The following is a 24,293-nucleotide window of genomic DNA, read 5'->3' as shown; positions in this document are numbered from 1 at the left end:
ACAACCAAATGAAACACAAACGCAACCTTCAGCGTGGCTATACCTTTATCCAACAAATCCTCTTAAGCGTAGTGTTAGTTAGCCTAGCTCAGCTCGCTATCGCGGCTAACGCTACGGTTGCCGGCGCTACATCTCCAGCGGCTTTGGATCTTAGTTTACAAGAGTTGGACAGCAAAACCAGCGTAACTGCGCATAATGCTATTGCCTACAGCGCGCCGACCAATGCCACAAATACTGACAACTTGCGTATTGCCGCGCGATCTACTCTTTTTCTTGACATACAAACTACACCGTCTAACCCGCTAGCGGCCCTATTTCCAACAGAAAAAATATTTTCAATCGATGCCCACGGATATTTACACCTAGATAATATCGGTGTTTTTAATTTAGCTGGACTAAACGAATCTGAAGCGACGCTGCGCCTAAGTGCTGAGCCTATACTCGCCGACGCCGAAATTAAGTTAGTAATCCTCCCCCTATCGAACATAGATGACAGCGTACTTAGGCCGTTTGGTAGCGATTTGTTCGCCAACACAAGTTCACAGCCACTCGGCGCCCTTGCGGTGCCGAGCAGTTACGTTTTAGCGGCAGGAGATGAGCTTCAAATTCAACTATTTGGTTCTGAAAATTCTACGACGAATGTCACCGTCTCCCGAGAAGGAATGGTCGATATCTCGCAGATAGGCCCTGTTCTTGTAGCGGGAAAATCACTGGAGGAAACCAAACAGTTCCTGTCAAAACAAATTTCGGAAAAGCTTATCGGCGTTGAGGCTTATATTTCTATTGGTAGCTTAAAAGCGATCAACTTACGCGTAGTGGGCGAAGTTATTAACCCAGGAAACTATGTTCTAGGAGCATTAAGTAACGTAACCGAGCTACTTAGTGCGGCAGGCGGCATTAGCGATATAGGCTCATACCGTTCTATTTATGTAAAACGCGCGAGTAAAACCGTCGCTGTTATCGACCTTTACGACCTACTGCTAACCGGCGGTACAAGTGACGAAATTCGCCTAATCTCTGGTGATACATTATTTGTACCGGTTGCTAAGCAACGCGTATCCGTTCGCGGAGAAATTCTTCGGCCAGCAATCTATGAGCTGGAAGCGAATACAACCTTAGGCACCCTATTATCTCTGGCGGGACTAACGCCAAACGCGTCAAGTAAACGCGTTTTAATAGAGCGTACAGATGTTAATGGTAAAAGATTAATTGAGGCAGACGTAACTCGAAGTAGTGGTCGTAGCGAGTTACTAAAAGACGGCGACCGCATTCAAATTATCGCAGTTAACTCGAATAATTCGCAAACCATCACAGTTTTAGGCGACGTACAGCAGGCCGGCGAGCACAGCTGGAAACCTGGGCTTCGCGTATCGAATCTCCTTACAAAGCCCGGGCTACTCACTCAAACATACGACCGCGACATTGCATTAATCAGCGGCGAGCAACTAGCAAGCGCTAAGCCTCGCATTATTAGCTTTTCTCCTAACTCAGCGTTATCAAAACGCAACTCTGAATTCGACCCGACTTTAAACGCCGGCGATACGCTTTATTTCTTCAGTTCGGCAACAATTGGCCAGCGCAGTCAATTGCTAAATCCACTCGTTCGCCAACTTACAGCAGTGGCAAGCCTAGACGCTCCGGCTCGGGTAGCGACGATACAAGGTGGCGTAAGAGAGCCTGGCACCTATCCACTGACTAGAGAGATGCGCGTAAGTACACTACTGACACTTGCTGATGGCTTGACCGAATCTGCTCGAGGACAAACCGCCGAGCTAACGCGTATGGTCTACGATGAAACCGGAAATCCCCGAATTCATCACCTCAATATTAATCTTTCTACGCTAGCACCTGGCAGCGATAGCGATGCGATCCTGACTAGCTATGACACAATCACCGTACGAACAGACCCTCGTATCACCCAGCAATTTAATGTCGATATAGCTGGCGAAGTACGCTATCCCGGCCGTTATCGCGTATCTCCCGGCGAAAAATTAAGTCAACTCCTGGAGCGAGCCGGAGGCATGACGAATATGGCATTCCCGCGCGGCACGGTGTTTGTTCGCGAATCAATAAAAGCCGTAGAGAAAAAAGAAATGCTGTTACTAGCCGACCAAATTGAGGTGGGACTAAAAGCAACCATTCTAGAGCGCGCCGATGAGAACCTGCGCCCCGGCGAATCACTAGACGTGGCTAGCGATGTTGTATCGCTATTGCGAAATGCTGACCCCGCAGGCCGGTTAGTGTTTGACCTTCCGCTGCTGCTCGAAAATTTAGCCGACGGAAATAAAGACACAACCGACATTAGCTTAACTGATGGCGATAAAATTTATATACCGCCTACTACGGAATCCGTTGCTGTGGTAGGCGAGGTTAACCGACCAACAACTCACCTCCACTTATCAAACAAAAATGCCATGCAATATATTGCCTTGAGTGGCGGTATTACCAAGAAGTCGAAATCTAAACTTGTCTATATCGTTCGTGCAAACGGCGCGGCAATAAAAGCCAAAACGCGCTGGAAGAAAGTAGGAGTTGAGGCCGGCGACACGGTAGTAGTACCTTTAGACGTGGAAAAAATTCGCGGCCTGACCAAATGGAGCGAAATTACAGGCATTATCGCCAATTTAGTCAATCCTTCCGCTGCGGTGGTAAATGCTGCGGCTGCATGGAAAATGGCTGAAGCCGCAGAAGATCGCGCTGGTACTATCATTATTCGCGAATAGCTTCACCTCCGACCACGTTCTCTTCAACACTAAAGCGGCATCGCTTGCCGCTCAGGAAAAGTCATGGAAAACCAAAAGCCCCGCCTGCCAAACCACTACTATCTAGAATTAGGCAGTGTCCCTGAGTCTATGCACCTTATGGAAATTGGCCATGCAATTTACAAAGGCAAGTTCATCATCTTGGGCATAGTGCTATTGTTTTGCGTTTTGTTTGCGCTGCTGGCAAAAATATCTCCTATTAATTACACCGCTGAAGTGATCGTCGCCGAAGCAAACTCGGTACTCAAAACTGACCCAAGTAGTAGCTCTACGGTCGATATAGCAGTAGATGTCGTTTCGAACGAAGCTGTCGCGATGATAACTTCGCGCGATTTCATAAACCGCTTTATCACCAAGAATGATTTAATGCCGATTCTGTTTCGCAGTAAGTGGGACGAACAAAAACAGCAGTGGAAAACGTCGAGTTCAGAAAAAGCGCCCACACTCTGGGATGGCTACAAACGCTTTCAACGAAAAGTACTTGATGTAAGCAAGGACGCAGAATCGGGTTTATTACGTATTTCTGTGAGCTGGACAAATCCCGAAATGGCGGCGGCCTGGGCCAATAATATTGTCGCCACGGTTAATGAAGTTCTCCGCCAAAATGCTATTTTGGAAGCGGAGCAAACCTTAGACTACTTGAAGTCGGAACTACAGCGCACCGCCGCATTGGACTTAAAAACCTCACTCAATGAGCTGATAAAAACCCAGATGGCTAAAGTGGTTGCCGCCAACGTCCACAAACAGTACGCCTTCAAAATAATTGACCCCGCCGTTGTTCCCGAAGAGCCAGCAATACCAAAACTCACCATGATTTTAATTATTGTCGGAATCGTAATCGGTAGCTTTATCGGTATAACCCTCGTGCTACTCATACACCTAATTCGCACTACACGTAACGCCGCAAGGAGTGCCTAGGGTGAACCAGGTAGCTAACGGCAATGATAATAAGCCAACATATTCCGGCCGACGCATGGCTAGTGGCGGCGTTTGGGTGCTGCTAAGTCGGCTAGTGGTTGCAGCGACACAAGTCATTACCCTTGGCCTTCTCGCTAGGCTACTCAGCCCTGGCGATATGGGGGTTTACTTTATCATCGCCAACTTTGTGATTATCGCCAGTACCTTTGTGCAGATGGGTATTCCACAGGTCATTGTTAAACGATGTGCCGAGGCATTCGAAACCGGCGGTCGGCAAGAGGTTAAAGCGATGATGCAACGCTGCCTGTTATTGGCAACCGGCGTCGCTTTTAGCTGTTTACTAATCTTTAATTTCGGCCTTGGCCAGTGGCTCGCAACATCTGTTTTTCATTCTGAAAAAATGCTCGGCGTAATCCCTTTTATTGGCCTATGGTTAGTCGCCATGGCACTGCAACGCAGTGTCGGTGAAGCCTTTCGCGGCATACACAATATGCGTATGGCCTCGATTTTTGCCGGTGCGTTTTCTGGAATAGTCATGGCGCTAGCATTCGGTGCTATAGCGTTCTGGCTCGGCACTTGTACTCTAGAGCAAGCGGTATGGATCTCCTTTGGCGCTATGGCGCTCAGCCTTCTTGTTGCCTTTGTTAGCCTAGGTCGTAGTGTACCGATATTTCGCCCGCCATTTTCACTACCGTCTCGCAGCCTCGCTACCTTGGCGCTTCCCATCTTTATCGCCAGCTTAGGGAACATTGTACTAACACGCGCCGATATATGGCTTTTAGGCATGTACGTTGCCGACGACCAAGTCGCACTCTACGGTGCTGCAGCAAGGGTAATTGGTCTGCTCGGCACCCCCATGCTCATCGCGGTAGCCATTACGGCACCGGTTATAGCGCAACTAAATGCTCGCGGTGATCGCGAACAACTGCAACGCATTGTACAGCTGGTTCCAACCTTTTTAGCTATGCCTACCCTCGTCGTTATTGGCGGATTAGTGCTGTGGGGAGATAGTTTACTCAGTTTACTTTATGGCGATGTGTTTTATGCCGGAGCCAGTAATATTCTGACCATACTAGCGATTGGGCAAGCGGGCAGTCTTATCGCCGGCGTAAGTATTCAAGTCTTGCTAATGACCAATCAACAACAAGCGGTATTGCGGATCACACTAGTTTGTACCTTGGCTGCCATAGTTGCCGCTCTGTTAGTTGTTGACCAGCATGGTATTAACGGTATCGCCGTGGTTTTCGCAGTGGCCATTGCCGTGCAAGCGCTCGCGGCGATGCTCGTCTGCCGAATGTCGCTCGGGCTCAACACTTGGGTTTGGCCGCCCTTGTTAAGGCGTGTGGGTGCCATTGCTGCGCTATTGCGCAACAGGCCAGCTCGGCAGCGCCGACAAGGTAGCAGGCACATTCCGTGAAGCTAACCGCTACAAGCATGATGTGCGTCACCTTACTGTGGGGCACTTTTTTTCTAGAGGTGGGCGTTCTTGTAGCACTAGGTCTATTGATGGCCGTTGTCCTGACCTATCTATCCCTGGCAAAAGGCCAAAAACTGGACACCATCGGGATACTACTGCTGCTGAATATTGGGTTCTGGCTGGCTACGGGTCTGGCAGTCGGTTCAATATCGCTGACGAGTTTTGCTTCTCCGCGTTTTTATAATGGTGAAGGACGTATTCTAATTTCAGTTTTACCCTTACTGGCCCTTTGCGTCGTCCCCTTTTCCACATGGGAACTGGAACGTATCCGCAAGCATGTAACCTACCTCACGGTGGTTAGCGTTACCATTTATCTAATTTGGCTCGTCACTGGTACTCGCGCACTTTCCGGTGAGGGGCATGCCGATGAGTTCCATGCTTTTTTCACTTCACACACCGGCGCCGGAACATTTTTTGGGTGTCTAGCGGTATTCGCAATACTTTGGTCGGCAGAAAGCCGGCGTGTTCGCCACCTGTTTGTAGCCTTACTGCTGCTCGGCCCCGTATTCTCATCCGGCTCGCGAGAAGCTTTGCTTGGCGTGCTCGTAGCCCTCGGCTGGTATTACGGTGTTAAGCGTAAAAATCCAAAGATGTTGATCCCCGTTGCACTTGTAATACTGGCAATGATACCGGCCATAGAAATGATGAGCAGCAAGACCTACAACCGTACAGTAGGAATGGTAAGTGGCGACACCATCAGCGGAATCGTAGACCAAACGAAAGCGGGTATTAAGAGTGATTGGGCGGTTGGCGATTGGAACCCTACCGACGGCAACTCCAATTTAGAATCTGGCGACGTAACAACCTTAGTGCGAATTATGTTGTGGGTGTACGCGAGTAAATGCTTTGTCGATAGCCCCTGGGTAGGTATAGGCTGGGGTCGATTCAACGACCGTACGCTAGTGCTTACCGACACCCCTATGTTCAACATGGCGCTAGACGGCCGACAAGTTTTCAACACGGCCAGCGCACACAACTCTTATTTTCATATATTGGCCGAGTCAGGCTTGTTTGGCATGGCCCTATATTTAACGATATGGGTAGCATTGTACTTTCGTTGCCGTAAGGCTGAGACCCTATTTAAACCAATACAAAATTTACGCGCGTATTATGTCGCCAGCCAAGGCTTGGTGGTGTACATACTAACCTGCGCGCTCACTGGCCACGCACTGGCAGCGCCATCGGTGATGATCCCCGTCCTCACACTACTGGGGGCAGGAGCCGCCTATTACCGAGAAGCAGTCAAAATCGGAAAACCAAACCTTACCTCCAGTACCCCCCCCTAAAACGGACTGTTCCAAATGCCACAATCCAAACCTCAACGCGTCGCTTTAGTCCACTACTGGCTTGTGGGAATGCGTGGCGGCGAAAAAGTATTAGAAGCCCTCTGCGAGCTTTACCCAGACGCCGATATATACACCCATGTTTACGACCCTAAAAAACTCTCCGAACGCTTGCTAAAGCACCGGATTTTTACAACCTTTATTGCAAAACTGCCGAACGCCAAAAACTGGTATCAAAAATATTTACCGCTAATGCCATTGGCGCTTGAGCAGCTGGATCTTTCGGCTTACGACTTAATTATTTCTAGCGAATCTGGGCCGGCCAAGGGTGTTATTACCCGCCCTGATGCTGTGCATATTTGTTACTGTCACACGCCAATGCGCTACCTATGGGATATGTACCCCAGTTATCTACGCAGCAGTGGTAGAGTTACTCGCTGGTTAATGCGCCCCTTCGCGCACTACTTACGCTTTTGGGATTTTGCAAGCGCCGCTCGCGTTGATTACTTTATTGCAAATTCAAGCTACGTAGCCGCCCGTATTAAAAAATGTTACCGCCGCAGTGCCGAAGTAATATTCCCACCCGTAGCGGTAGAAGATTTTTCGGCAACCGAAGAAACCGGTGACTACTACTTAATGGTAGGGCAGTTGGTAAACTACAAACGTGCCGAAATTGCGGTTGAGGCCTTCAATAGGCTAGGGAAAAGACTCGTGGTTATAGGAGAAGGTGAACAGCTCACTCAACTGCAAAACTTAGCCGCAAGCAATGTCGAAATTCTAGGTTGGCAGCCCTTCAGTGAAATCCGGCATCACTATCGGCATTGTAAAGCCCTTATTTTTCCTGGAATCGAAGATTTTGGTATCGTGCCCTTAGAGGCCATGGCATCGGGGACTCCCGTTATCGCTTTCGGTCAAGGCGGCGCTCTCGACACCGTCATAGACGGTGTCACAGGAAAGCTGTTCCATGAGCAAACAGCCGAAAGTCTTTGTCAAGCAATAGACGCCTTCGAACAAGACACAAATGTATTTAAAAAAGAAACACTGATTGATTGGGCAAATAAGTTTTCTCGCGAGAACTTTAAAAGCGCGATAAAAACATTCATCGATTCCTCGATTTTGGAATCAACACCGAAACGGATCCCAAAACCATGAGTATCTCCCCTAAGGTAAAGACACCTTCGACGAAGTATACGACGCCCTTTGTTTTACTATTCAGTTGCGGATTGTTTTTTTCGTTTCCCGCAGTTGCAGAACCCTGGGTGAACTACTTAGGCTCCCACTATAGAGAAATGCCGTGGGCAGGCTCTGTGCGAGACCCTGAGGGTGCCGGTTTTTTTTCTGGTATTTATAGCGCCGAAAAAACAACTACCCTAAAAGACTACATATCTACTAAGGATATTATTTACAGCCCCGGAGGCCTTGGATCTGGGCGTAGCAGTGCCGCAGTCGACCACTTTATGACGCATATACTGCTCGACTTCGGCAAAACGTGGAAAGATCAACTACAAAAAAATGTAGATATAATTGCCGCCATGCCTGCGACATCTGGCGATGTTTATTGGCAATTTGGCAACGAAATTAATTCCCGTCGGTTTAGCGAAACAATCCACCAATGGGAAGATACGGGGCAGCGTATAAACGCCCACGATCCGACATTAATCCCCTACTATGTTGAATATTTTCTCGCTCCAGGTGTGGACGCTATACGCTCCGCTAAAACGCAAGGCAAGGGAAAGAACATATACATAGTGTTGGGCTCATTAGCCGCAGCAGCAAATCCAAAAGCACAAAAATTTCTTGATGAATTACTGAACTATAAAGTTCAAGGGTTAACCAGCCCATCCCTGCAAGGCTTAAAGGTGTATGAGCTAATAGATGTTATTTCTTTGCACTACATCGCCAGCGCAAATGTTTCTAGCTGGCGAGGCTCGCTCGACAGCATTCATCAAAAATGGTTTCAGAAAGGCAAAATAAATGCGATATGGTCTACAGAGGAAGTCGGCCTACAGCGTGCAAAGCAAAATCAGGGAGGCGTATCTTCGCTTCAAGTATTTGCTCGATATATGGACTGGTGGCAACAGCATAAAATGACGGCAACACAAGGCCGCACATTCTTCTGGGGCGCCGATCAAGGAGCATCGAATACCAAGACAAATGATGCAATGGGTTTTTTATACCAACAGCTGGGCGCGTCATCCGAACTGGTAGCGCTACCAGTCTCACAACAGCCGAAACTTAGCGGTGAAAACATAGAGTACTACAGCTTCGAAATATTACCGTCGAAAAAGCGTTTGCTCATTGTATTCCCTGCAGATCAAAAACGTTCCGGAAAAGTTACTAGTGCCGCTTTAGGCTCATTTGGCAAGCCCGAATTTCATCGCCTGTTCTCCGATACAGGAATATCTCAACAAGAACAGACTTACGAGACTGGGTTTACGCTATCTCCAGGTTCATTGCAATTTGTGATAGCTCAACCCTAAGGAATCGATATGATATTTTTTAGATATAGTTCTCGGCAAAAATTCTTCAGCTCGCGACTCTTGGTGATGGTTATACTCAGCGTGATTTTACCTATAAATAATGGATGTGCATCTGGGGAGGACGTAAATTCCAAAAATACACTCCCATCATCCATAGATTCAACAGGAAACAACAGCTCAGTAGCGCACTCAACGCCCGAAACAGCATTTAACTTGTCTCAAATAAAAAAACGAGAGTCGCTTCTACAAAATTTATCGGCGCAACAATTGGAATACTATCGACAGCCTTTTGACTTAGATGGCAATGAACAAGTAAAGCAAGAACGAGATGAACGGAGAAAGCTGCGAGATCAAAGTTCAAATGAACAAAGCCGCAGGGAACGTCCAGAGCGAGGCGAGCGAGAGGAACGAAATAGAGAACGAAGGTAACCGTTAATTCGATGCTGTAAGTACCGTGAAACCGGGCTCCTCTCACTGCGGGTTTCTCTCTTCTTCAATTTGACCTCCAGATTGCAGGTGTCAGTTAATCGTCCGAGAGCAGCCCACATAAATTTGGGCGCGCTAGGCGACTAGTTTTATCTGTAACAGCCCACTATAATGCGCCGCGTTTTACGTCTCAAAGGGCCTTTAGCTCAGTTGGTTAGAGCATCCGACTCATAATCGGCAGGTCCCCAGTTCAAGTCTGGGAAGGCCCACCATTTAAGCTGAAAAGCCGTCCACTCGTTTTGCCAGCATAGCTTGGCCGCTTTTATCAACCTAAGTACTTTTGTTTTAAGCGACGAGTACTGCTTAGCACACTCACGGCCCCTGGTAACAATAAATTATCGTTCAGCCGACGCTGTGTGCGAACTCCCACCGTATTCACGCCGAACACCAACATAAAAAAGGCTTCACAGCGTAACGCCTGTGAAGCCTTGGTGAAAAAGATACTAGCCTCAGCTCTAGCCGACACTAGTGGCTTTATTCGTTATAACTCGCCTAAATTAATTGTCCAGTCATCGTTGAATAGCAAGTCGGCATTCAGGTTTTGACTTGGGCTCCACTTGTTATTCCAAGGAATAAAATAGATTGTCTCAGGGAAGTGTGTATGGATTGCATCGATGAAGGCACCGAAATCATAGCTACCCTCTGCTGACGTATTTGGACCAATTTCTGCGAAGGCGAATGGCTTGCCAAGGCTGAGAAGTTCGGCGTATCCGTCGATAACATTTTGGTCTGCTGGGTCAGCGGTGTAAGCGTCAAGACCTACGATATCAACATACTGCTCGCCTGGGTAAAAATCTAATTTGTAGCTGCGATTAGCGTCTGGTGAAAATACCCATATCAAGTTATTCAAACCTTTAGTTTGGGTAAAGTAGTTATACATATCGATATAGAGATCGCGGTACAGCTGATGACGTGTAGCATCGTTACTGTTGTATTCCGTTGTCCCCCACCAGAACCACTCACCATTCATTTCATGTAAAGGGCGATAGATGACGGTAACACCGGCAGCTTGCAAATCGTCTAGGCCTTCTGCGACTTTATCTAAGATGCTTAACCAACGTGTACGTATCGCTGAGCCACTTTCTAAAATCGACGCGTAGTCTGCATTGCTAATCACATCTTTAAGTCCGCCACCGTTTGCCGGTACAGGGCTTGGCAGGTGGTTGCTAATTTGCACTAGACCGCCTTTAGTAAGTGCAATATCTTTTAGCAAGGTGTTACAACCATAGTCGATTAAGTTCGCCGGGGTGCTATCAGTGTCCCAACCACGCGCATAGTCGCAGGCGTAAATAGCCGGACGCTGCCCTGTCCACTCCAAAGTAGTATCAGATTCAGCAATACCAAATGCATCGTCTCCACCAATTCCCGAGTAACCACCGAAGGCGCCAGACAGAACACGATTACTTGTCCCAGAAGCTAGACCTCGGAAATAAGTGTAAAGATCTTTCGCTGCCTGATTTGCATTTGGGTTTGACAACGCTGTGGACGTCGCCGCTACAGCAACAGGGTTGCTACTGCTTGATGTACTAGTGCTATCGTCAACAACACAACTAGCATCGTTTTCCCAGCCCCAGCCATCACCATCTGGGTCGGCTGATACGTTTGAGCAGCTCGGCGTTGCACCACTTTCGGCAACCGGCTCTTCAGTTGCCGCTGGCGTTTCGGTTGGAGTGGCAGTAGGTGTAGGTTCCGCGGTTGCAGCCACGACACAGCTCCCATCGTTTTCCCAACCCCAGCCGTCGCCATCTGGATCTGAATCGGCACTAGCACATATGGGATTGCCGTTGCTATCCACGGCCACCTCAGTAGGAACTGCTGTTGGGGCAGGAGTCGGAGCTACGCTAGGCACCGGGGTAGGCGTTGGTGTTGGCGCTGCAGTAGGAGTAGGTGTTGGCTCGACGGTAGGCGCAGGCGTCGGCTCTACACTCTCAACCACAACACAACTGGCGTTATTTTCCCAACCCCAACCGTCGCCATCAGGGTCTACGCTCGCGCTAGAGCAAATTGGGTTTCCGTTACTGTCCAGCGCCACAGTTACACTAACCGGTACAATAGGTTCGGGCGTTGGTTCTGGGGTTGCCACTGGAGTAGGTGTCGGCTCTGCAACGATACAGCTTTGATTGTTTTCCCAGCCCCAGCCGTCACCATCTGGGTCGGCATTAGAACTAGAACAAGTAGGGTAATCTTGGGCGCTCGAAAAAGAACTTACGGACAATGCCACGAGTCCAACAACAGCAATAAAAGGTTTTTTCATATTATTAATTCTCATACGGCAGTAGTGTCTCCCCCTACTAAACAGCAATAAGCAGGGGCCTGTTTATTTCCAAGTCGACACACTACTAAACCTTTAGTCTTAGTATAAATACTAAAAAGCTATAGAAAAGACCTAAAACCGCTACATTTAAATGCTTCTCGCGCCACCACCTGTAACCGTTTACATTTGGAGGCAACACTAAATTACTGATTTATAACGACTAACTGTTCTTTAGTCTGGGTTATCAAAAAAAACGAACGTAACGCCGTGTTTTTAATGTCAGGGACAATCTATACAATTAAAATCTAGGTTCGCAATTTCTTATACCCGCCAAGATCATCAGAAGCTTTCCAACCTGCTCATTAGTTGAGCAGGTATTGTGTGTGCGATGGACGCGGAATCATCAAAGTGCTCGTTGCAGGTTCGTCTTTAACAATCAGAACGCATCAGAACCGCAAACCGATATACTCAAACTTAATCTTTACTAGATTCAACTTACTCGGTAATTCTTCTATGCGCTGTAGAGCAAAACCACTCCGGCTTATAGCCCTATTAACCGTTGCGGCATTAATACTATCCGCATGCGGCGGCGGTCACCAAACGCGGTTTGCGGTTACGCCTCCTACGCAGGCACCAATAGCTGCAACACCAACCCCACTCCCCACGCGGGCTCCAGAAGAGGCCCCCAACATTCGCGAGCACCAGCTTTATTCATCTATTACCGGCATAACTTATCCTGTACATGTCTATCTGCCCGAGGACTACAACTCGACCGATCGCACCTACCCCATCATATATACAACCGACGGGCAGTGGGTTTTTGGGGGCTTTCGCAATCAGCTTTACCAGTTTGGGATCGACGCAATTCTAGTGGCAATAGAACAGGGGCCAAACGATCGACGTGCGGTGGACTATCGCTTGCCGGGCGCCGTGAATTACTTTCAGGTGTTAGTCACCGAGCTGTTACCGATAATGGAATCAGAATACCGAGCCGACCAAAGCCAGCGGACCTTGGTCGGCACCTCTTACGGGGGGCTATTTGTGGGTATAGCGCTTCTTATTGATGATGTTGTAGCGCCAAATTTTATTAACTACTTGAGTTTCGACGGCAGCTTTTACGAGAACCCGAATGGCTGGCACGAGCTGTTAAGCGATCGCTTTAACGCCAACCAAACCCTAAACGCGACACTGGTGTTAACCACGGCCACTGAGTTCGGTAATCACGGATCAGTATCGGATTTTAACCGACGCCTCGACGCCAACAATTTTGACGGCTTGGACATTATCCGCTTCGACATTCCAGTACGCCACAACGACGTCGCTCCCCCTTCGTTCGAACAGGCTCTACAGGCGCTGTTTATACGCTAGGGGCACCAACGCCTGCCGATTCCCCGCTAGTGAACATCAACTACAGCAGGATCAGTTACGGCCGATTATCGTCGAAGCTTGGGCTGGCTATACGCGTAGTGTCGGGCCGACCTTTAAGTTTAGTTATGTGGTTCGGGCGCAATCGTCAGAGATTAAACGCGGTGATGGCGACCGACATTTTGTTTGGGGCGGGCTAGTGCTGAGTAAAACGCTCGGTGCAAGTTAGATAGTTTTTAATCAGAAGCCCAGTATGAAACCCCGTATTAAATAGGTCTCTAATCCAAATTAAGCCTGGGTCCTTATCATGACGAGCATGCCACATCACATACACCGGCATTGGAAACCGCCGGCTGGGTCATGGCTAATCGCTTCGCCGCTCGTGTCACCGAGCCCTCCAGCATTATGGCGTCGAACACATACAGCAAGTGGAGCTCCTGGTTCTTCATCTAATATCCTCTTGCGATGGTTCGAAAGGTGAGATTAACCCGTGGCTCGGAGATTTTAGTAGTTGGCGGCAAGCGATGCAGCCAGTGGGTTTGTGTCGTACCACGCATGACTAATAGGCTGCCATGCTGCAACACTAACGACACCACTGTTTGGTTCTGTTTGTGCCTAAACGAAAATTTTCGTTCCGCGCCCAAGCTAAGCGAGCCTATCGCCCCGTCTCTTTTTAGATCGACCTCTTCATCACAGTGCCACGCCATACCTTCACCTCCAGTGCTGTATAAATTCAGTAGGCACGAATTAAATAGTTCTCCAGAGGCCTGCTCTACACAGCTTTTTAAATCCAGTAACTCTGGTGTCCAAGGCAGTGCTGTTTTAGTTGTCTTCGAATAGGTATAACGGAACGGCTTGTCTCCATACCACGCAACTTTACGTTTCGTGACAATACGCTTGCCATAGATTACAGCTTCGTCATTTCGCCACTCAATAGAGGCTAATAGGCTTTTAAGATAAGTATCCGCATGATCAAACGACAACACCGGCCCGTAATAATGAACCTCACCATCTTGAGGCAAAAGGTTCTGCTTAGAGTCTATTAACGCATCAAATAGATCCATAATCACTCTCGCTCTTCTGCTCGAACAGGTATTTCGTCCAGCTCGCACGACCTGTGTGCAGCCTCCCAGCCCATCATCGCCAACTTGCGCTCTAGGCCCCAGCGATAACCGCCAAGCGCGCCACTCGCCCGAATAACGCGATGACAGGGGATTAAAAAAGCAACAGGGTTTTTGCCGATGGCTGAACCCACCGCCCGTGCCGCCTTAGGCTTACCAATTTCCGCTGAGATAGCGCCATAAGTGGAGGCCGAACCCTGAGGGATTTTCAACAAGCTTTCCCACACTTTTAATTGGAAGTCGGTTCCAGCGAGATGCAGTTTTATCGGCGCGAGCATATTAGCAACTGGCTGAAACACCGCCAACACCGCGGCGGTGTAAGGTGTTTCTACTGCAGTAAAACAGGCCTTGGGGTAGCACTGATACAGTTGAGACAGCGCATTTTCGCGAGAATCCACAAACGCGATATAACACACGCCCTTGTTGGTGGTAGCGATAACAACCTCACCAAAAGGCGTTGCCGCGAAACTATAGCCTAGCGCAAGCGAGCCATTTTTATAGTCTCCGGGCGTCATAGCCTCAATCGACACGAATAGGTCATGTAAGCGGCCAGTACCCGACAAACCGATCGCCGCAGCGGTATCAGCAAGTGTGGCGCTACGCTGTTGTAGTAACCCCTTGGCGTATTCAAGACTGAGGTATTGGGTAAACTTTTTAGGACTCACCCCCGCCCAACGTCGAAACAATCGCTGGAAGTGCTCAGGGCTCAAATGCACCTGTGCCGCTACATCCGCTAAACTTGGCTGCTCGCGGTAGTGTTGCTGTAAGTAGCTAATCGCCGCAGCGATACGCTTATAATTATGCGACTCAGAGTCATTCATTTTCGGCACTAGGAGTAAAATAGACCGCCTCAGTTTAATAGTGAACAACACTTAACTCGACCCGTTTCTTGCGTATTTTCGCGGCAACCGGACAATACCGGTGTATTGCGGCAGGTTAAACACTAGGCTCGGCCCTAGAGGATTCATTTCTGCTATCATCAAAGACCCGCAATCCCTCTAGCGGCTTTTACCCAGCAGAAAGGTGAGTTTTATGTACGACTACTTAATCGTCGGTTCCGGTTTATTTGGTTCGGTATGCGCCAGAGAGCTCAATCGCAGCGGCAAGAAAGTTCTCGTATTAGAAAAGCGCGATCACATCGGCGGAAACATTTACACCGAGCAACGCGAAGGTATTAACGTCCATAAGTATGGCGCCCACATTTTCCACACCAGTGATTTAGAAATTTGGGAGTACGTTAATTCATTTGTGGAGTTCAACAACTTTATAAATTCACCCATGGCGATGTTTAAAGACAAAATTTATAACTTGCCGTTTAACATGAATACCTTCTATCAACTTTGGGGAACTAAAACGCCGGAAGACGCGCGCGCGGTAATCGCAAAACAAAAAAGTCTTTTCGGCTCGGTGGAACCACAAAACCTAGAAGAACAGGCTTTAAGCCTAGTAGGAAAAGATATTTACGAAAAGCTTATTAAAGGCTATACAGAAAAACAGTGGGGAAGACCCGCAACCGAAATACCCGCCTTCATCATTCGGCGACTACCTGTTCGGTTTACTTACGACAATAATTACTTCACCGATCGTTATCAGGGTATTCCGATTGGCGGCTATACCGCGCTTATCGAAGCCATACTCGCAGGAATAAAAGTAGAAACAAATACCGACTACCTCGCCGACCAAGAAAGGTTCAACAGCTTAGCCAAAAACGTGATTTACACGGGGCCAATTGATGCGTTCTTTAATCACAAATTTGGACGGTTAGAGTACCGGTCGCTAAAGTTTGAGCACGAAGTTAAGGATACCGAAAACTGGCAAGGTAATGCGGTGGTTAACTACACCGACAAATCGGTTCCCTACACGCGAATTCTCGAACACAAACACTTCGAAAAAGTGACTACGCCAAAAACCGTAATCACGAGGGAGTATTCAACCCCTTGTGGTGAAAAAGATGAACCTTACTACCCGATAAACGACGCGCAAAATTCGGCGCTGCTAGAACAGTATCAGCAAGAAGTTGCGGCGCAGTCTAAGGTGATTTTCGGTGGCCGGCTCGCCGAGTATAAATATTACGACATGCACCAAGTGATTCGTTCAGCCTTCGATACACTGGAAAAACTTGGCGTTAGTCGTTAAACGATAAGTACATCCTTCCACAAACACCCCTCTCGCACATCCTTATGCTCCGGGGTATAAGTACATCCTTCCACAAACACCCCTCCCGCACATCCTTGTGCTTCGGGGTATAAGTACATCCTTCCACAAACACCCCTCCCGCACATCCTTGTGCTTCGGGGTATAAGTACATCCTGTACAAAAAAAGCCCCGGCAACTTGGTTGCCGGGGCTTTCTGTTTCGAGCTAAGAAGTAGCGACTACTTCTTAGCAGCTTCCTGACGAGCTTTCTCTGCAGCGATAACTTCTGTCGCTACGTTCGCAGGACATGCGCTGTAGTGAGAGAATTCCATCGAGAACTGACCACGACCAGAAGTCATGGTACGCAGTTGACCGATATAACCAAACATCTCGGCCAAAGGCACGTCGGCTTTAATACGCACGCCGCTCACACCAGCTTCTTGGTCTTTGATCATACCGCGACGACGGTTCAAGTCACCAATAACATCACCAACGTGATCTTCTGGAGTGAACACGTCTACCTTCATGATTGGCTCTAACAACTGAGCGCCAGCCTTAGGGATGGACTGACGGAAAGCGCCACGAGCAGCAATTTCGAAAGCTACAGCCGAGGAGTCAACAGCGTGGAAACCACCGTCGTAAAGCTCAACTTCTACGTCCAACACAGGGAAGCCTGCAAGCGTACCGGCGCCCATCATAGACTTAAAGCCCTTCTCAATAGCTGGGAAGAATTCTTTCGGTACGTTACCGCCGACAACAACAGAGGTGAACTTAAAGCCAGTTCCAGCTTCGGCCGGACGGATGCGGTAATCAATTTTACCGTACTGACCAGAACCACCAGATTGCTTCTTGTGAGTGTAGGAATCGTCGATTTCCTGAGTAATAGTTTCGCGGTAAGCAACCTGCGGCTTACCTACGTCCAGCTCAACACCGTGAGTACGCTTAAGAATGTCCACTTTAACGTCGAGGTGAAGTTCGCCCATCCCCTTAAGAATAGTTTCGCCGGAATCTTCATCGGTTTCAACGCGGAAAGTCGGATCTTCTGCAACCATTTTACCAATGGCGATACCCATTTTTTCGTTGCCGCCTTTATCTTTTGGCTTCACAGCGATAGAGATAACGGGCTCTGGGAATACCATTGGCTCAAGGGTACAAGGGAATTTCGGATCACATAGGGTATGACCTGTTTGTACATTCTTCATACCAACGATAGCGATAATGTCACCAGCTTGTGCGCGGCTGATTTCGGTACGATCGTTAGCGTGCATTTCCACCATGCGGCCGATACGTTCAGTTTTGCCGGTGAAAGAGTTAAGTACAGTCATTCCTTTCTCAAGAACACCCGAATAGATACGTACGAAGGTCAAGGCGCCGAAACGGTCGTCCATGATTTTAAATGCCAACGCGCGAAGTGGCTCTTCGGTAGAAACGACGGCAAATTCGCCAGTCTCTGTACCTTCTTCGTCGGTAAGCGGCTGAGGATCAACTTCAGTCGGGCATGGTAGGTAGTCTACAACGGCGTCAAGAATCAGCTGAATACCTTTGTTTTTAAAGGCAGAACCACAGTAAGTCGGGAAGAAGTCTAGAGCGACAGTACCCTTGCGGATACAACGCTTAATATCTTCTATAGAAGGAATTTCACCTTCCATGTAAGACATCATTAGGTCATCGTCTTGCTCTACCGCCGTTTCGATCATGGCTTCATGGTATTCATTTACCTTGTCGACCATATCGGCGGGAACATCTGTAATTTCGAAGTTTTCAGGCAGACCGGTGTCATCCCAGATGTAGGCTTTTTTGGTGAGGACATCAACAACACCACAGAACTCATCTTCTATACCAATCGGAAGGGTCATGACTAATGGGTTTGCGCCCAATACTTTTTTAACCTGTCCTACAACGCGGTAGAAGTCGGCACCCATACGGTCCAACTTGTTTACGAAGATAATACGAGCAACTTCTGAATCGTTCGCATAGCGCCAGTTGGTTTCGGATTGCGGCTCAACACCACCAGAACCACAGAAAACGCCAACACCGCCATCGAGTACTTTCAAAGAACGGTAAACTTCTACGGTGAAGTCAACGTGCCCAGGGGTATCGATGATGTTAAAACGGTAATCTTTCCAGAAACAGGTCGTCGCGGCAGACTGAATGGTAATACCACGCTCCTGCTCTTGTTCCATGAAGTCGGTAGTTGCGGCACCATCGTGCACTTCACCGGTACGGTGAATTTTACCCGTAAGCTTCAAAATGCGCTCGGTCGAGGTGGTTTTACCAGCGTCAACGTGTGCGAAGATACCGATGTTTCTGTATTTAGATAAGTCGCTCATTACTCTAGCTCTGATTGTCAGTGGTTAAAAAAAGTCTGGGGGGTGAAAAATGGGTGCTACCATACACGATTTCGTGGGAAATTTTTAGCAAATAATAAGCAGAAGCCTAAGATTATTAAGCTTCTGCTTTCCGAGCACTGCGGGATCAGTGGATGAGGCGGTCACGTGGTTATAACCACCGTCCGGCCCGGCGCTCATCAAAAAAGCTGAGCAGAGAAAATAGAAGACATTATTTCCTTTAAAATCAACACTTTAAAAACACCACACTACAGCTAACCGCTATTCCAGCGGGAGCGTTAACGTGAACTGAACACCATCCCGTAACGCCGGAACAACCAGAAACTTGCCATCCGCAGAAACGAGTAATCGGTCTCTATATCGTGCTCACCGTCATTTGGAAAGCTCAACAACCGCGTCACTTCGAAGCCAGTTGAATAGCTATCGATAAAATAGCTGCCTGCATCGGCACCGTCGTAGCCCGTCAAGATAGCACGACCACCCGAAATAGCGAGCAACTGAAATATTGTCGGTGTCCCACTAAGGTCGAGACCGACGTCATTGATTAAATCTAGGTTGCGGGCAGGAGCGGGGTCACGAGACTCCAAACCACGCAAAAACACAAAACCCACAGCGGCGACAAACGCCAAACAACCAAGATTGCAAGTGCAATAAGAACAGCGATTAAATCGAACACCGAGACAACACTGGATACAAAAATGGGGTTGTAAAGCGCCGCAGCTAAAAGCCCTACCACCGCTGCATTTACACCGGAAATAGCTCTCGCGACCAAGGTGTTACTCGACAAGCTTTGCCACACAGGTAGGGCAACCAGCAACAAAAGAAATCCCGGTAAAAAAACGCAACTTAACGCCACCAAAGCGCCGACCCAACTCGGATAACCCGTCGGCATTAGCGCGCCCCAAAATGCCGACACCGAAAATAGCGGCCCAGGCATTGCTTGTGCAGCCCCATAGCCGGCGAGAAATGTTTCTTTTGACAGTCCGCTGGCAACCAAAGGTTGCTCCAGTAGCGGTAACAACACATGCCCACCACCGAACACTAAAGCGCCCGCGCGATAAAACGTATCGCCTAGCGTCGCTAAACTCGCACCGCTAGACGCAAATGCCAAGATCAAAAACACCAACAAAAACAAAAGTAAAAATACAACCGCATGGCGCAAGCCGTAGCCAAGCTTTATTTGATCGCGAACAGGGATTATAGAATCACGACAAAATACCAACCCCGCTATAGCGCCGCCGGCTATTACCAAAAATTGAAGCCACGAAAAACTGAACGCGAGCAATATCGCCGCCACAACTACCGCTATAGCCCGGCGATAAAAGTCTGGGCAAAGTTTTTTTGCCATTGATATAACCGCATCCGCAACTACCGCACAAGCAACCAGTTTTAAACCCTGTATTACCGGCGCGGCGATCGTCACTGGCACGAGCGGTAAAAACAATGCTAAACCAAAAAGTACAAGTGCAGAAGGCGCGGTAAAGGCAAAAAATGCTGCAGTAGCGCCAAGCCAACCCGCTCGCTGCAGACCTATGGCAAACCCCAATTGACTACTCGCAGGACCGGGTAAAAACTGACAGATAGCCAATAGTTGACTGAATTGACTTTCGCTCAACCAGCGCTGTCGTTCGACAAACTCCTTATGAAAATAACCGAGATGGGCAACGGGCCCACCGAAAGCGGTGAACCCTAATTTTAGGAAGGCTACAAAAACGGCTAACACTTGGCGCCCGCTAGTATTACTCCATGCCGACATAAGCTGGGTGCTCTTCAATCCGTTTTAGCCAACCGCCAATGGCCGAATAGATCGACAAATCAAAGCCGCCCTCTTCCGCAACATGGGTGTACCCATACAAAGAGATATCGGCGATGGTGAGCCTATTGTCGACAAGATAGTCGCTATTTTTTAGCTGGCGCTCCATAACCCTAAGCGCTTTGTGGCCACCCGCTTGCTTGGACTTATATTCCCCACGTCTCGCTTCCGGTAGGCCGAGATACTTGGCAATATAACGAGCCACCGCAATATAAGGTTCGTGGCTATACTGCTCGAAAAATTGCCACTGCAATATTTGCGCGCGCACAAACGGGTCGGATGAAGATAAGTGAGTCCCCTCAGATAAAAAGTTTAATATCGCATTGGACTCGGCCAAGTACTGACCATTAGCCAACTCGAGCAGGGGGATTTTACCGTTGGGGTTTTTGCTTAAAAAATCCGTCGTTTGTGTTTCTTTCGCTAGAATATCGACATGCTGCCACTGGTGATGGATGTCGAGTATTGATGCTAGCAATTTTATTTTGTAGCAGTTTCCCGACTTTATATCGCCGTAAATTTTCATACCACAAGCCTCGTAACAAAACCTATTAAAATAATGTGTTTCACACCTACTTATCCCACACCTACTTATTCCACAATGACTTGTTGAACCGAGTCACCGAGTCAACAATTCGGCGCGTACGCGCTCACACAGTTCTAACAACCTACACTATCATCACCCTCGTCTTTTAAAAACCCAATAAGGATGCACAGAATGAAAAGAGCAATAAGAATAATCAGGCTCAACATTTTACCTACATGGCTTACCCAAAGCGTTAAGAGCCTGCGCTACGCCAGCCTTGCCGCAATCCCGCTGCTCGGTTTACTGGCGTTACCAAGTCATGCGCAACAGTGGCAACTCGTTTGGTCCGACGAGTTCAATAGTGAAATAGGCCCAGACTGGGTGTTTGAAACGGGCACGGGCTCTAGCGGCTGGGGCAACAATGAGCTGCAGTACTACCGCCAGCAAAACGCCAGTGTTGAAAATGGCGAACTTGTTATTACCGCCAAGCGCGAAGCCTATAACGGTTCAGACTACACCTCAGCTCGACTAAAAACTCAAGGTCGTAAAAGCTTTAAATTTGGCAAGATAGAAGCGCGCATTCTAATGCCGTCGGCTAGCGGCTTATGGCCTGCATTTTGGATGCTAGGGAACAGTATTGCGAGCGAAGGGTGGCCGCAGTGCGGTGAAATCGACATCATGGAACACGTCAATACCGAGAGCGAAACTCACGGCACTATCCACTGGCAAGACCACAACAACGAGTACGCTAACTACGGATCACCAGTATCGACGCAAGTCACCCAGTTTCATACCTACAGCATTGAATGGAACAGCTCCGCAATTCGCTGGTATCTAGACGATAACCTTTATCACGAAGCCGATATCAGCAACGGAATAAATGGAACCGACGAATTTCAGGAAGAGTTTTTCTTGTTACTCAACCTCGCTGTAGGCGGTGATTGGCCTGGGTTTGATATTGACGAAAATGCGCTGCCAGCACAAATGCGGGTAGATTATGTACGCGTATATCAGCAGGGGGCCGGCTCTAGCTCTAGTAGCAGTTCCAGCAGTAGCAGTTCCAGCAGTAGCTCTAGCAGCAGTGGCGCTACAGGTAACTTCGCGCTCACCACCCAAGCGGAAGATTACACCGACATGAGCGGCGTACAAACCGAAACAACATCCGATTCCGGCGGCGGCGCTAATGTTGGCTGGATAGACAATGGCGACTGGCTGAGCTTTGCCAATATCACCATTCCGGCTACCGGCAATTACACCGTTGAATACCGTGTGGCCAGCGAAACAGGGGGGCAATTGAGTTTAGACATAAATGCTGGCGCCACAGCCTTAGGTGCCCTAACCATCCCCAGTACTGGCGGTTGGCAAAGCTGGACGACTCTATCGCACACCGTAACGGTAGACGCGGGCACTCATGACTTTGGTATTTACGCTACAACTGGAGGCTGGAATATAAACTGGTGGCGCATATCTGGAACGGGCAGCAGTAGCTCTTCATCCAGCTCTTCATCCAGCTCCTCGTCAAGCTCCTCCACTAGTTCTAGTTCTAGTTCTAGTTCTAGTTCTAGTTCTAGTTCTAGTTCTAGTTCTAGTTCTAGTTCTAGTTCATCGTCAAGTTCCGGTGGCGGAGCGCAGCAATGTAATTGGTACGGTACGCTAACCCCCTTGTGTAGTAACCAGAACTCGGGATGGGGATGGGAAAACCAACAAAGCTGTATTGGTGCGACGACCTGTAACAACCAATCGGGAAGTGGCGGCGTCGTGGGTGGCTCGAGTTCTAGCAGTTCGTCTAGTTCTAGCAGTTCGTCTAGTTCTAGCAGTTCGTCTAGTTCAAGTAGCTCGTCCAGCTCTAGCAGTTCGTCGTCAAGTGGCGGCAGCAGCTGTAACTGGTACGGTACGTCCTACCCAATGTGCACCAACACTTCAAGCGGCTGGGGCTGGGAAAACAGCCAGAGCTGTATTTCCCCTAGCACCTGTAATTCACAGTAGCGCTTAGAGTAGAACCTTATCCGCACTTTTCATATTTAACCGAAAAGTGCGGTCGATGGGCAGTAACGATTCAAAAGTAAATGAAAGAGTCGAAGCCTGTTTTGCCAACATAGAATTTAACGGCAACGACTACTTTATGATGTACACACTCCCCAACTTTTTATTTCACTACAATATGGTGTTCGCGATATTACGAAAATCAAACATAACTATTGGCAAAGCGGACTACGATGGCTTTCATCAATATCCGCAAGGCTTTAGTTTTGTAACAACAGATTAAACGCCAGCAGAACACCAACACAAGAACGAAGCAGCGGACTTACGCTATACCCCCAAGTCGCCACCGCAATTACAGCTTTAGTAAGAAGAATGACGAAACGCGAGCTAATCTATTCGCCGTTTGATTCGGCTTTTTGTTGCTGCATTGCAGATCGGCACGATAGCGATTCTCATTCATGAGGAACCTATAAAAACCACACCAAATACCCATAGACTTTACCCTCCAGATACCGAACAATCAGGCTTACTTCACCCCCTACCCGCCTCAACAAGGTATCGCTAAATGACCTACTGTGTTGCCATCGCCGTGAACGACGGGCTCGTATTCACTTCAGACTCCCGCACTAATGCTGGCGTTGATCAAATTAGCACCTATAGCAAGATGCACCAGTTTGGTATTCCGGGCATGCGTCAATTTGTGATTCTTAGTGCTGGTAACCTTGCCACAACTCAAGGTGTCATCAAGAAGCTCGAAATGGACATCAAAGAAGGTGCAGCACTCAATCTAATGAGCGTTAGCAGCATGGACGATGCCGCCGACTATCTTGGCCAGATCAACCTTGCTCAACAGAGCAAGTACGGCAGCAGCAGTAACGTAAGTTACGAGGCCAGCTTTATTATTGGCGGGCAGATTAAAAATAGTGCCCCGAGTTTATTTTTGGTTTACCCCCAAGGCAACCATATTGCCCCCTCAGAAACCACACCCTATTTACAGATTGGTGAAAGTAAATACGGCAAGCCGATACTCGATAGAATTTTGGCTCCCGATACCGACTTGGAAACAGCGGCCCTATGCGCATTAGTTTCCATGGATTCCACCATGCGCAGTAACCTGACGGTAGGGCCTCCAATTGAGTCGCTGGTATATAGCAGCGACTCTTTTAGCCTAGACCAGCATCACAAACTCAATGAAGGTAGTAATTTTTTGCGCGAACTTAACGTCGCCTGGGACAGCCGCTTACGAGAAGCATTTAGCAAGCTGAGTAGCACCTTAACCTGGCCGTCAAACTAACCGTATAGCTTGCCGTCCCAACGGCAATTCCCTTACGGCTTAAAACAGTTG

At 48.4% G+C, this 24,293-nt stretch carries 19 protein-coding genes and 1 tRNA gene; 12 read left to right on the top strand and 8 right to left on the bottom strand.

The window, feature by feature from the left end; genetic code table 11:
• The first annotated feature begins 8 nt into the window (after positions 1 to 8).
• The 7 genes from IDZ20_RS03850 (at position 9) to IDZ20_RS03820 (ending at position 9,618) form a co-directional block, all read left to right on the top strand.
• Positions 9 to 2,723: an SLBB domain-containing protein gene (locus tag IDZ20_RS03850; protein WP_188150099.1), complete on the top strand. Its 2,715-nt coding sequence runs from the start codon at positions 9 to 11 to the stop codon at positions 2,721 to 2,723.
• A 63-nt stretch (positions 2,724 to 2,786) separates the two neighbouring features.
• Entirely contained in the window at positions 2,787 to 3,680 is an 894-nt protein-coding gene (locus IDZ20_RS03845) for a Wzz/FepE/Etk N-terminal domain-containing protein (protein ID WP_188150098.1), read from the top strand.
• 1 nt (position 3,681) lies between these two features.
• On the top strand, positions 3,682 to 5,097 hold the full coding sequence (locus IDZ20_RS03840; RefSeq protein WP_245792089.1) for a lipopolysaccharide biosynthesis protein: 1,416 nt from the start codon (positions 3,682 to 3,684) through the stop codon (positions 5,095 to 5,097).
• Complete coding sequence (locus tag IDZ20_RS03835) at positions 5,094 to 6,443, top strand: O-antigen ligase family protein (RefSeq protein WP_245792087.1); 1,350 nt, start codon at positions 5,094 to 5,096, stop codon at positions 6,441 to 6,443. Before IDZ20_RS03840 ends, IDZ20_RS03835 begins: the two co-directional genes overlap by 4 nt.
• 15 nt (positions 6,444 to 6,458) lie before the next feature.
• Complete coding sequence (locus IDZ20_RS03830) at positions 6,459 to 7,592, top strand: glycosyltransferase family 4 protein (RefSeq protein WP_188150097.1); 1,134 nt, start codon at positions 6,459 to 6,461, stop codon at positions 7,590 to 7,592.
• Positions 7,589 to 8,920, top strand: coding sequence for a hypothetical protein (locus IDZ20_RS03825; protein ID WP_188150096.1), 1,332 nt, complete (start codon positions 7,589 to 7,591; stop codon positions 8,918 to 8,920). The genes IDZ20_RS03830 and IDZ20_RS03825 overlap by 4 nt, the downstream gene beginning before the upstream one ends.
• A 621-nt stretch (positions 8,921 to 9,541) precedes the next feature.
• Positions 9,542 to 9,618: transfer RNA gene (locus tag IDZ20_RS03820), tRNA-Ile, on the top strand.
• Between the two features lie 269 nt (positions 9,619 to 9,887).
• Here IDZ20_RS03820 and IDZ20_RS16295 read toward each other — a convergent pair.
• Positions 9,888 to 11,660 carry a glycosyl hydrolase gene (locus IDZ20_RS16295; protein WP_245792086.1) on the bottom strand — a complete coding sequence of 591 codons (1,773 nt, stop codon included), beginning with the start codon at positions 11,658 to 11,660 and terminating at the stop codon, positions 9,888 to 9,890.
• Between the two features lie 513 nt (positions 11,661 to 12,173).
• On the opposite strand from IDZ20_RS16295, the gene IDZ20_RS03795 reads away from it, so the two are divergent.
• Positions 12,174 to 13,028, top strand: a complete 855-nt coding sequence (locus IDZ20_RS03795) for an alpha/beta hydrolase (RefSeq protein ID WP_188150095.1) — start codon at positions 12,174 to 12,176, stop codon at positions 13,026 to 13,028.
• A 302-nt stretch (positions 13,029 to 13,330) separates the two neighbouring features.
• On the opposite strand, the gene IDZ20_RS03790 is transcribed toward IDZ20_RS03795, so the two are convergent.
• Genes IDZ20_RS03790 through IDZ20_RS03780 form a run of 3 tightly spaced genes read right to left on the bottom strand, consistent with a single transcriptional unit; the run spans position 13,331 to position 14,967 of the window.
• Positions 13,331 to 13,474 (bottom strand): LysR family transcriptional regulator, encoded by a 144-nt coding sequence (locus IDZ20_RS03790; RefSeq protein WP_223144890.1) that lies wholly within the window; start codon positions 13,472 to 13,474, stop codon positions 13,331 to 13,333.
• Positions 13,475 to 14,089 carry an alpha-ketoglutarate-dependent dioxygenase AlkB family protein gene (locus IDZ20_RS03785; protein ID WP_188150094.1) on the bottom strand — a complete coding sequence of 205 codons (615 nt, stop codon included), beginning with the start codon at positions 14,087 to 14,089 and terminating at the stop codon, positions 13,475 to 13,477.
• Between the two features lie 2 nt (positions 14,090 to 14,091).
• Positions 14,092 to 14,967 (bottom strand): methylated-DNA--[protein]-cysteine S-methyltransferase, encoded by an 876-nt coding sequence (locus IDZ20_RS03780; protein WP_188150093.1) that lies wholly within the window; start codon positions 14,965 to 14,967, stop codon positions 14,092 to 14,094.
• A 211-nt stretch (positions 14,968 to 15,178) separates the two neighbouring features.
• On the opposite strand from IDZ20_RS03780, the gene glf reads away from it, so the two are divergent.
• On the top strand, positions 15,179 to 16,282 hold the full coding sequence (gene glf, locus IDZ20_RS03775) for a UDP-galactopyranose mutase (RefSeq protein ID WP_188150092.1): 1,104 nt from the start codon (positions 15,179 to 15,181) through the stop codon (positions 16,280 to 16,282).
• A gap of 238 nt (positions 16,283 to 16,520) precedes the next feature.
• Here the strand turns inward: glf and fusA are convergent, their stop codons facing one another.
• From fusA to IDZ20_RS03755, 4 genes are all read right to left on the bottom strand, one after another.
• Complete coding sequence (fusA, locus tag IDZ20_RS03770; RefSeq protein WP_188150091.1) at positions 16,521 to 18,611, bottom strand: elongation factor G; 2,091 nt, start codon at positions 18,609 to 18,611, stop codon at positions 16,521 to 16,523.
• A gap of 296 nt (positions 18,612 to 18,907) precedes the next feature.
• Positions 18,908 to 19,225 carry a hypothetical protein gene (locus IDZ20_RS03765; protein ID WP_188150090.1) on the bottom strand — a complete coding sequence of 106 codons (318 nt, stop codon included), beginning with the start codon at positions 19,223 to 19,225 and terminating at the stop codon, positions 18,908 to 18,910.
• Positions 19,180 to 20,385 carry a chromate efflux transporter gene (gene chrA, locus IDZ20_RS03760; protein ID WP_188150089.1) on the bottom strand — a complete coding sequence of 402 codons (1,206 nt, stop codon included), beginning with the start codon at positions 20,383 to 20,385 and terminating at the stop codon, positions 19,180 to 19,182. Before chrA ends, IDZ20_RS03765 begins: the two co-directional genes overlap by 46 nt.
• Positions 20,369 to 20,965 (bottom strand): glutathione S-transferase family protein, encoded by a 597-nt coding sequence (locus IDZ20_RS03755; RefSeq protein WP_188150088.1) that lies wholly within the window; start codon positions 20,963 to 20,965, stop codon positions 20,369 to 20,371. Before IDZ20_RS03755 ends, chrA begins: the two co-directional genes overlap by 17 nt.
• A 192-nt stretch (positions 20,966 to 21,157) precedes the next feature.
• Here IDZ20_RS03755 and IDZ20_RS03750 point away from each other — a divergent pair, with 192 nt between their 5' ends.
• The 3 genes from IDZ20_RS03750 to IDZ20_RS03740 all read left to right on the top strand — a co-directional run bounded on the left by IDZ20_RS03750 (position 21,158) and on the right by IDZ20_RS03740 (position 24,242).
• Positions 21,158 to 22,951, top strand: coding sequence for a carbohydrate-binding protein (locus IDZ20_RS03750; protein WP_188150087.1), 1,794 nt, complete (start codon positions 21,158 to 21,160; stop codon positions 22,949 to 22,951).
• 55 nt (positions 22,952 to 23,006) lie between these two features.
• Positions 23,007 to 23,231, top strand: coding sequence for a DUF1993 family protein (locus tag IDZ20_RS03745; RefSeq protein WP_188150086.1), 225 nt, complete (start codon positions 23,007 to 23,009; stop codon positions 23,229 to 23,231).
• Positions 23,232 to 23,513: 282 nt separating this feature from the next.
• The gene (locus tag IDZ20_RS03740) at positions 23,514 to 24,242 is read left to right on the top strand and encodes a proteasome-type protease (RefSeq protein WP_188150085.1); all 729 of its coding nucleotides are present in this window, start codon (positions 23,514 to 23,516) and stop codon (positions 24,240 to 24,242) included.
• The last annotated feature ends 51 nt before the right edge of the window (positions 24,243 to 24,293 follow it).

This window comes from Teredinibacter waterburyi (assembly GCF_001922985.1).
In the GTDB taxonomy this organism is placed as follows: Bacteria; Pseudomonadota; Gammaproteobacteria; order Pseudomonadales; family Cellvibrionaceae; genus Teredinibacter; species Teredinibacter waterburyi.
Note: the sequence above shows the minus strand (reverse complement) of the source record. Positions and strands in the feature narration are given on the sequence as shown.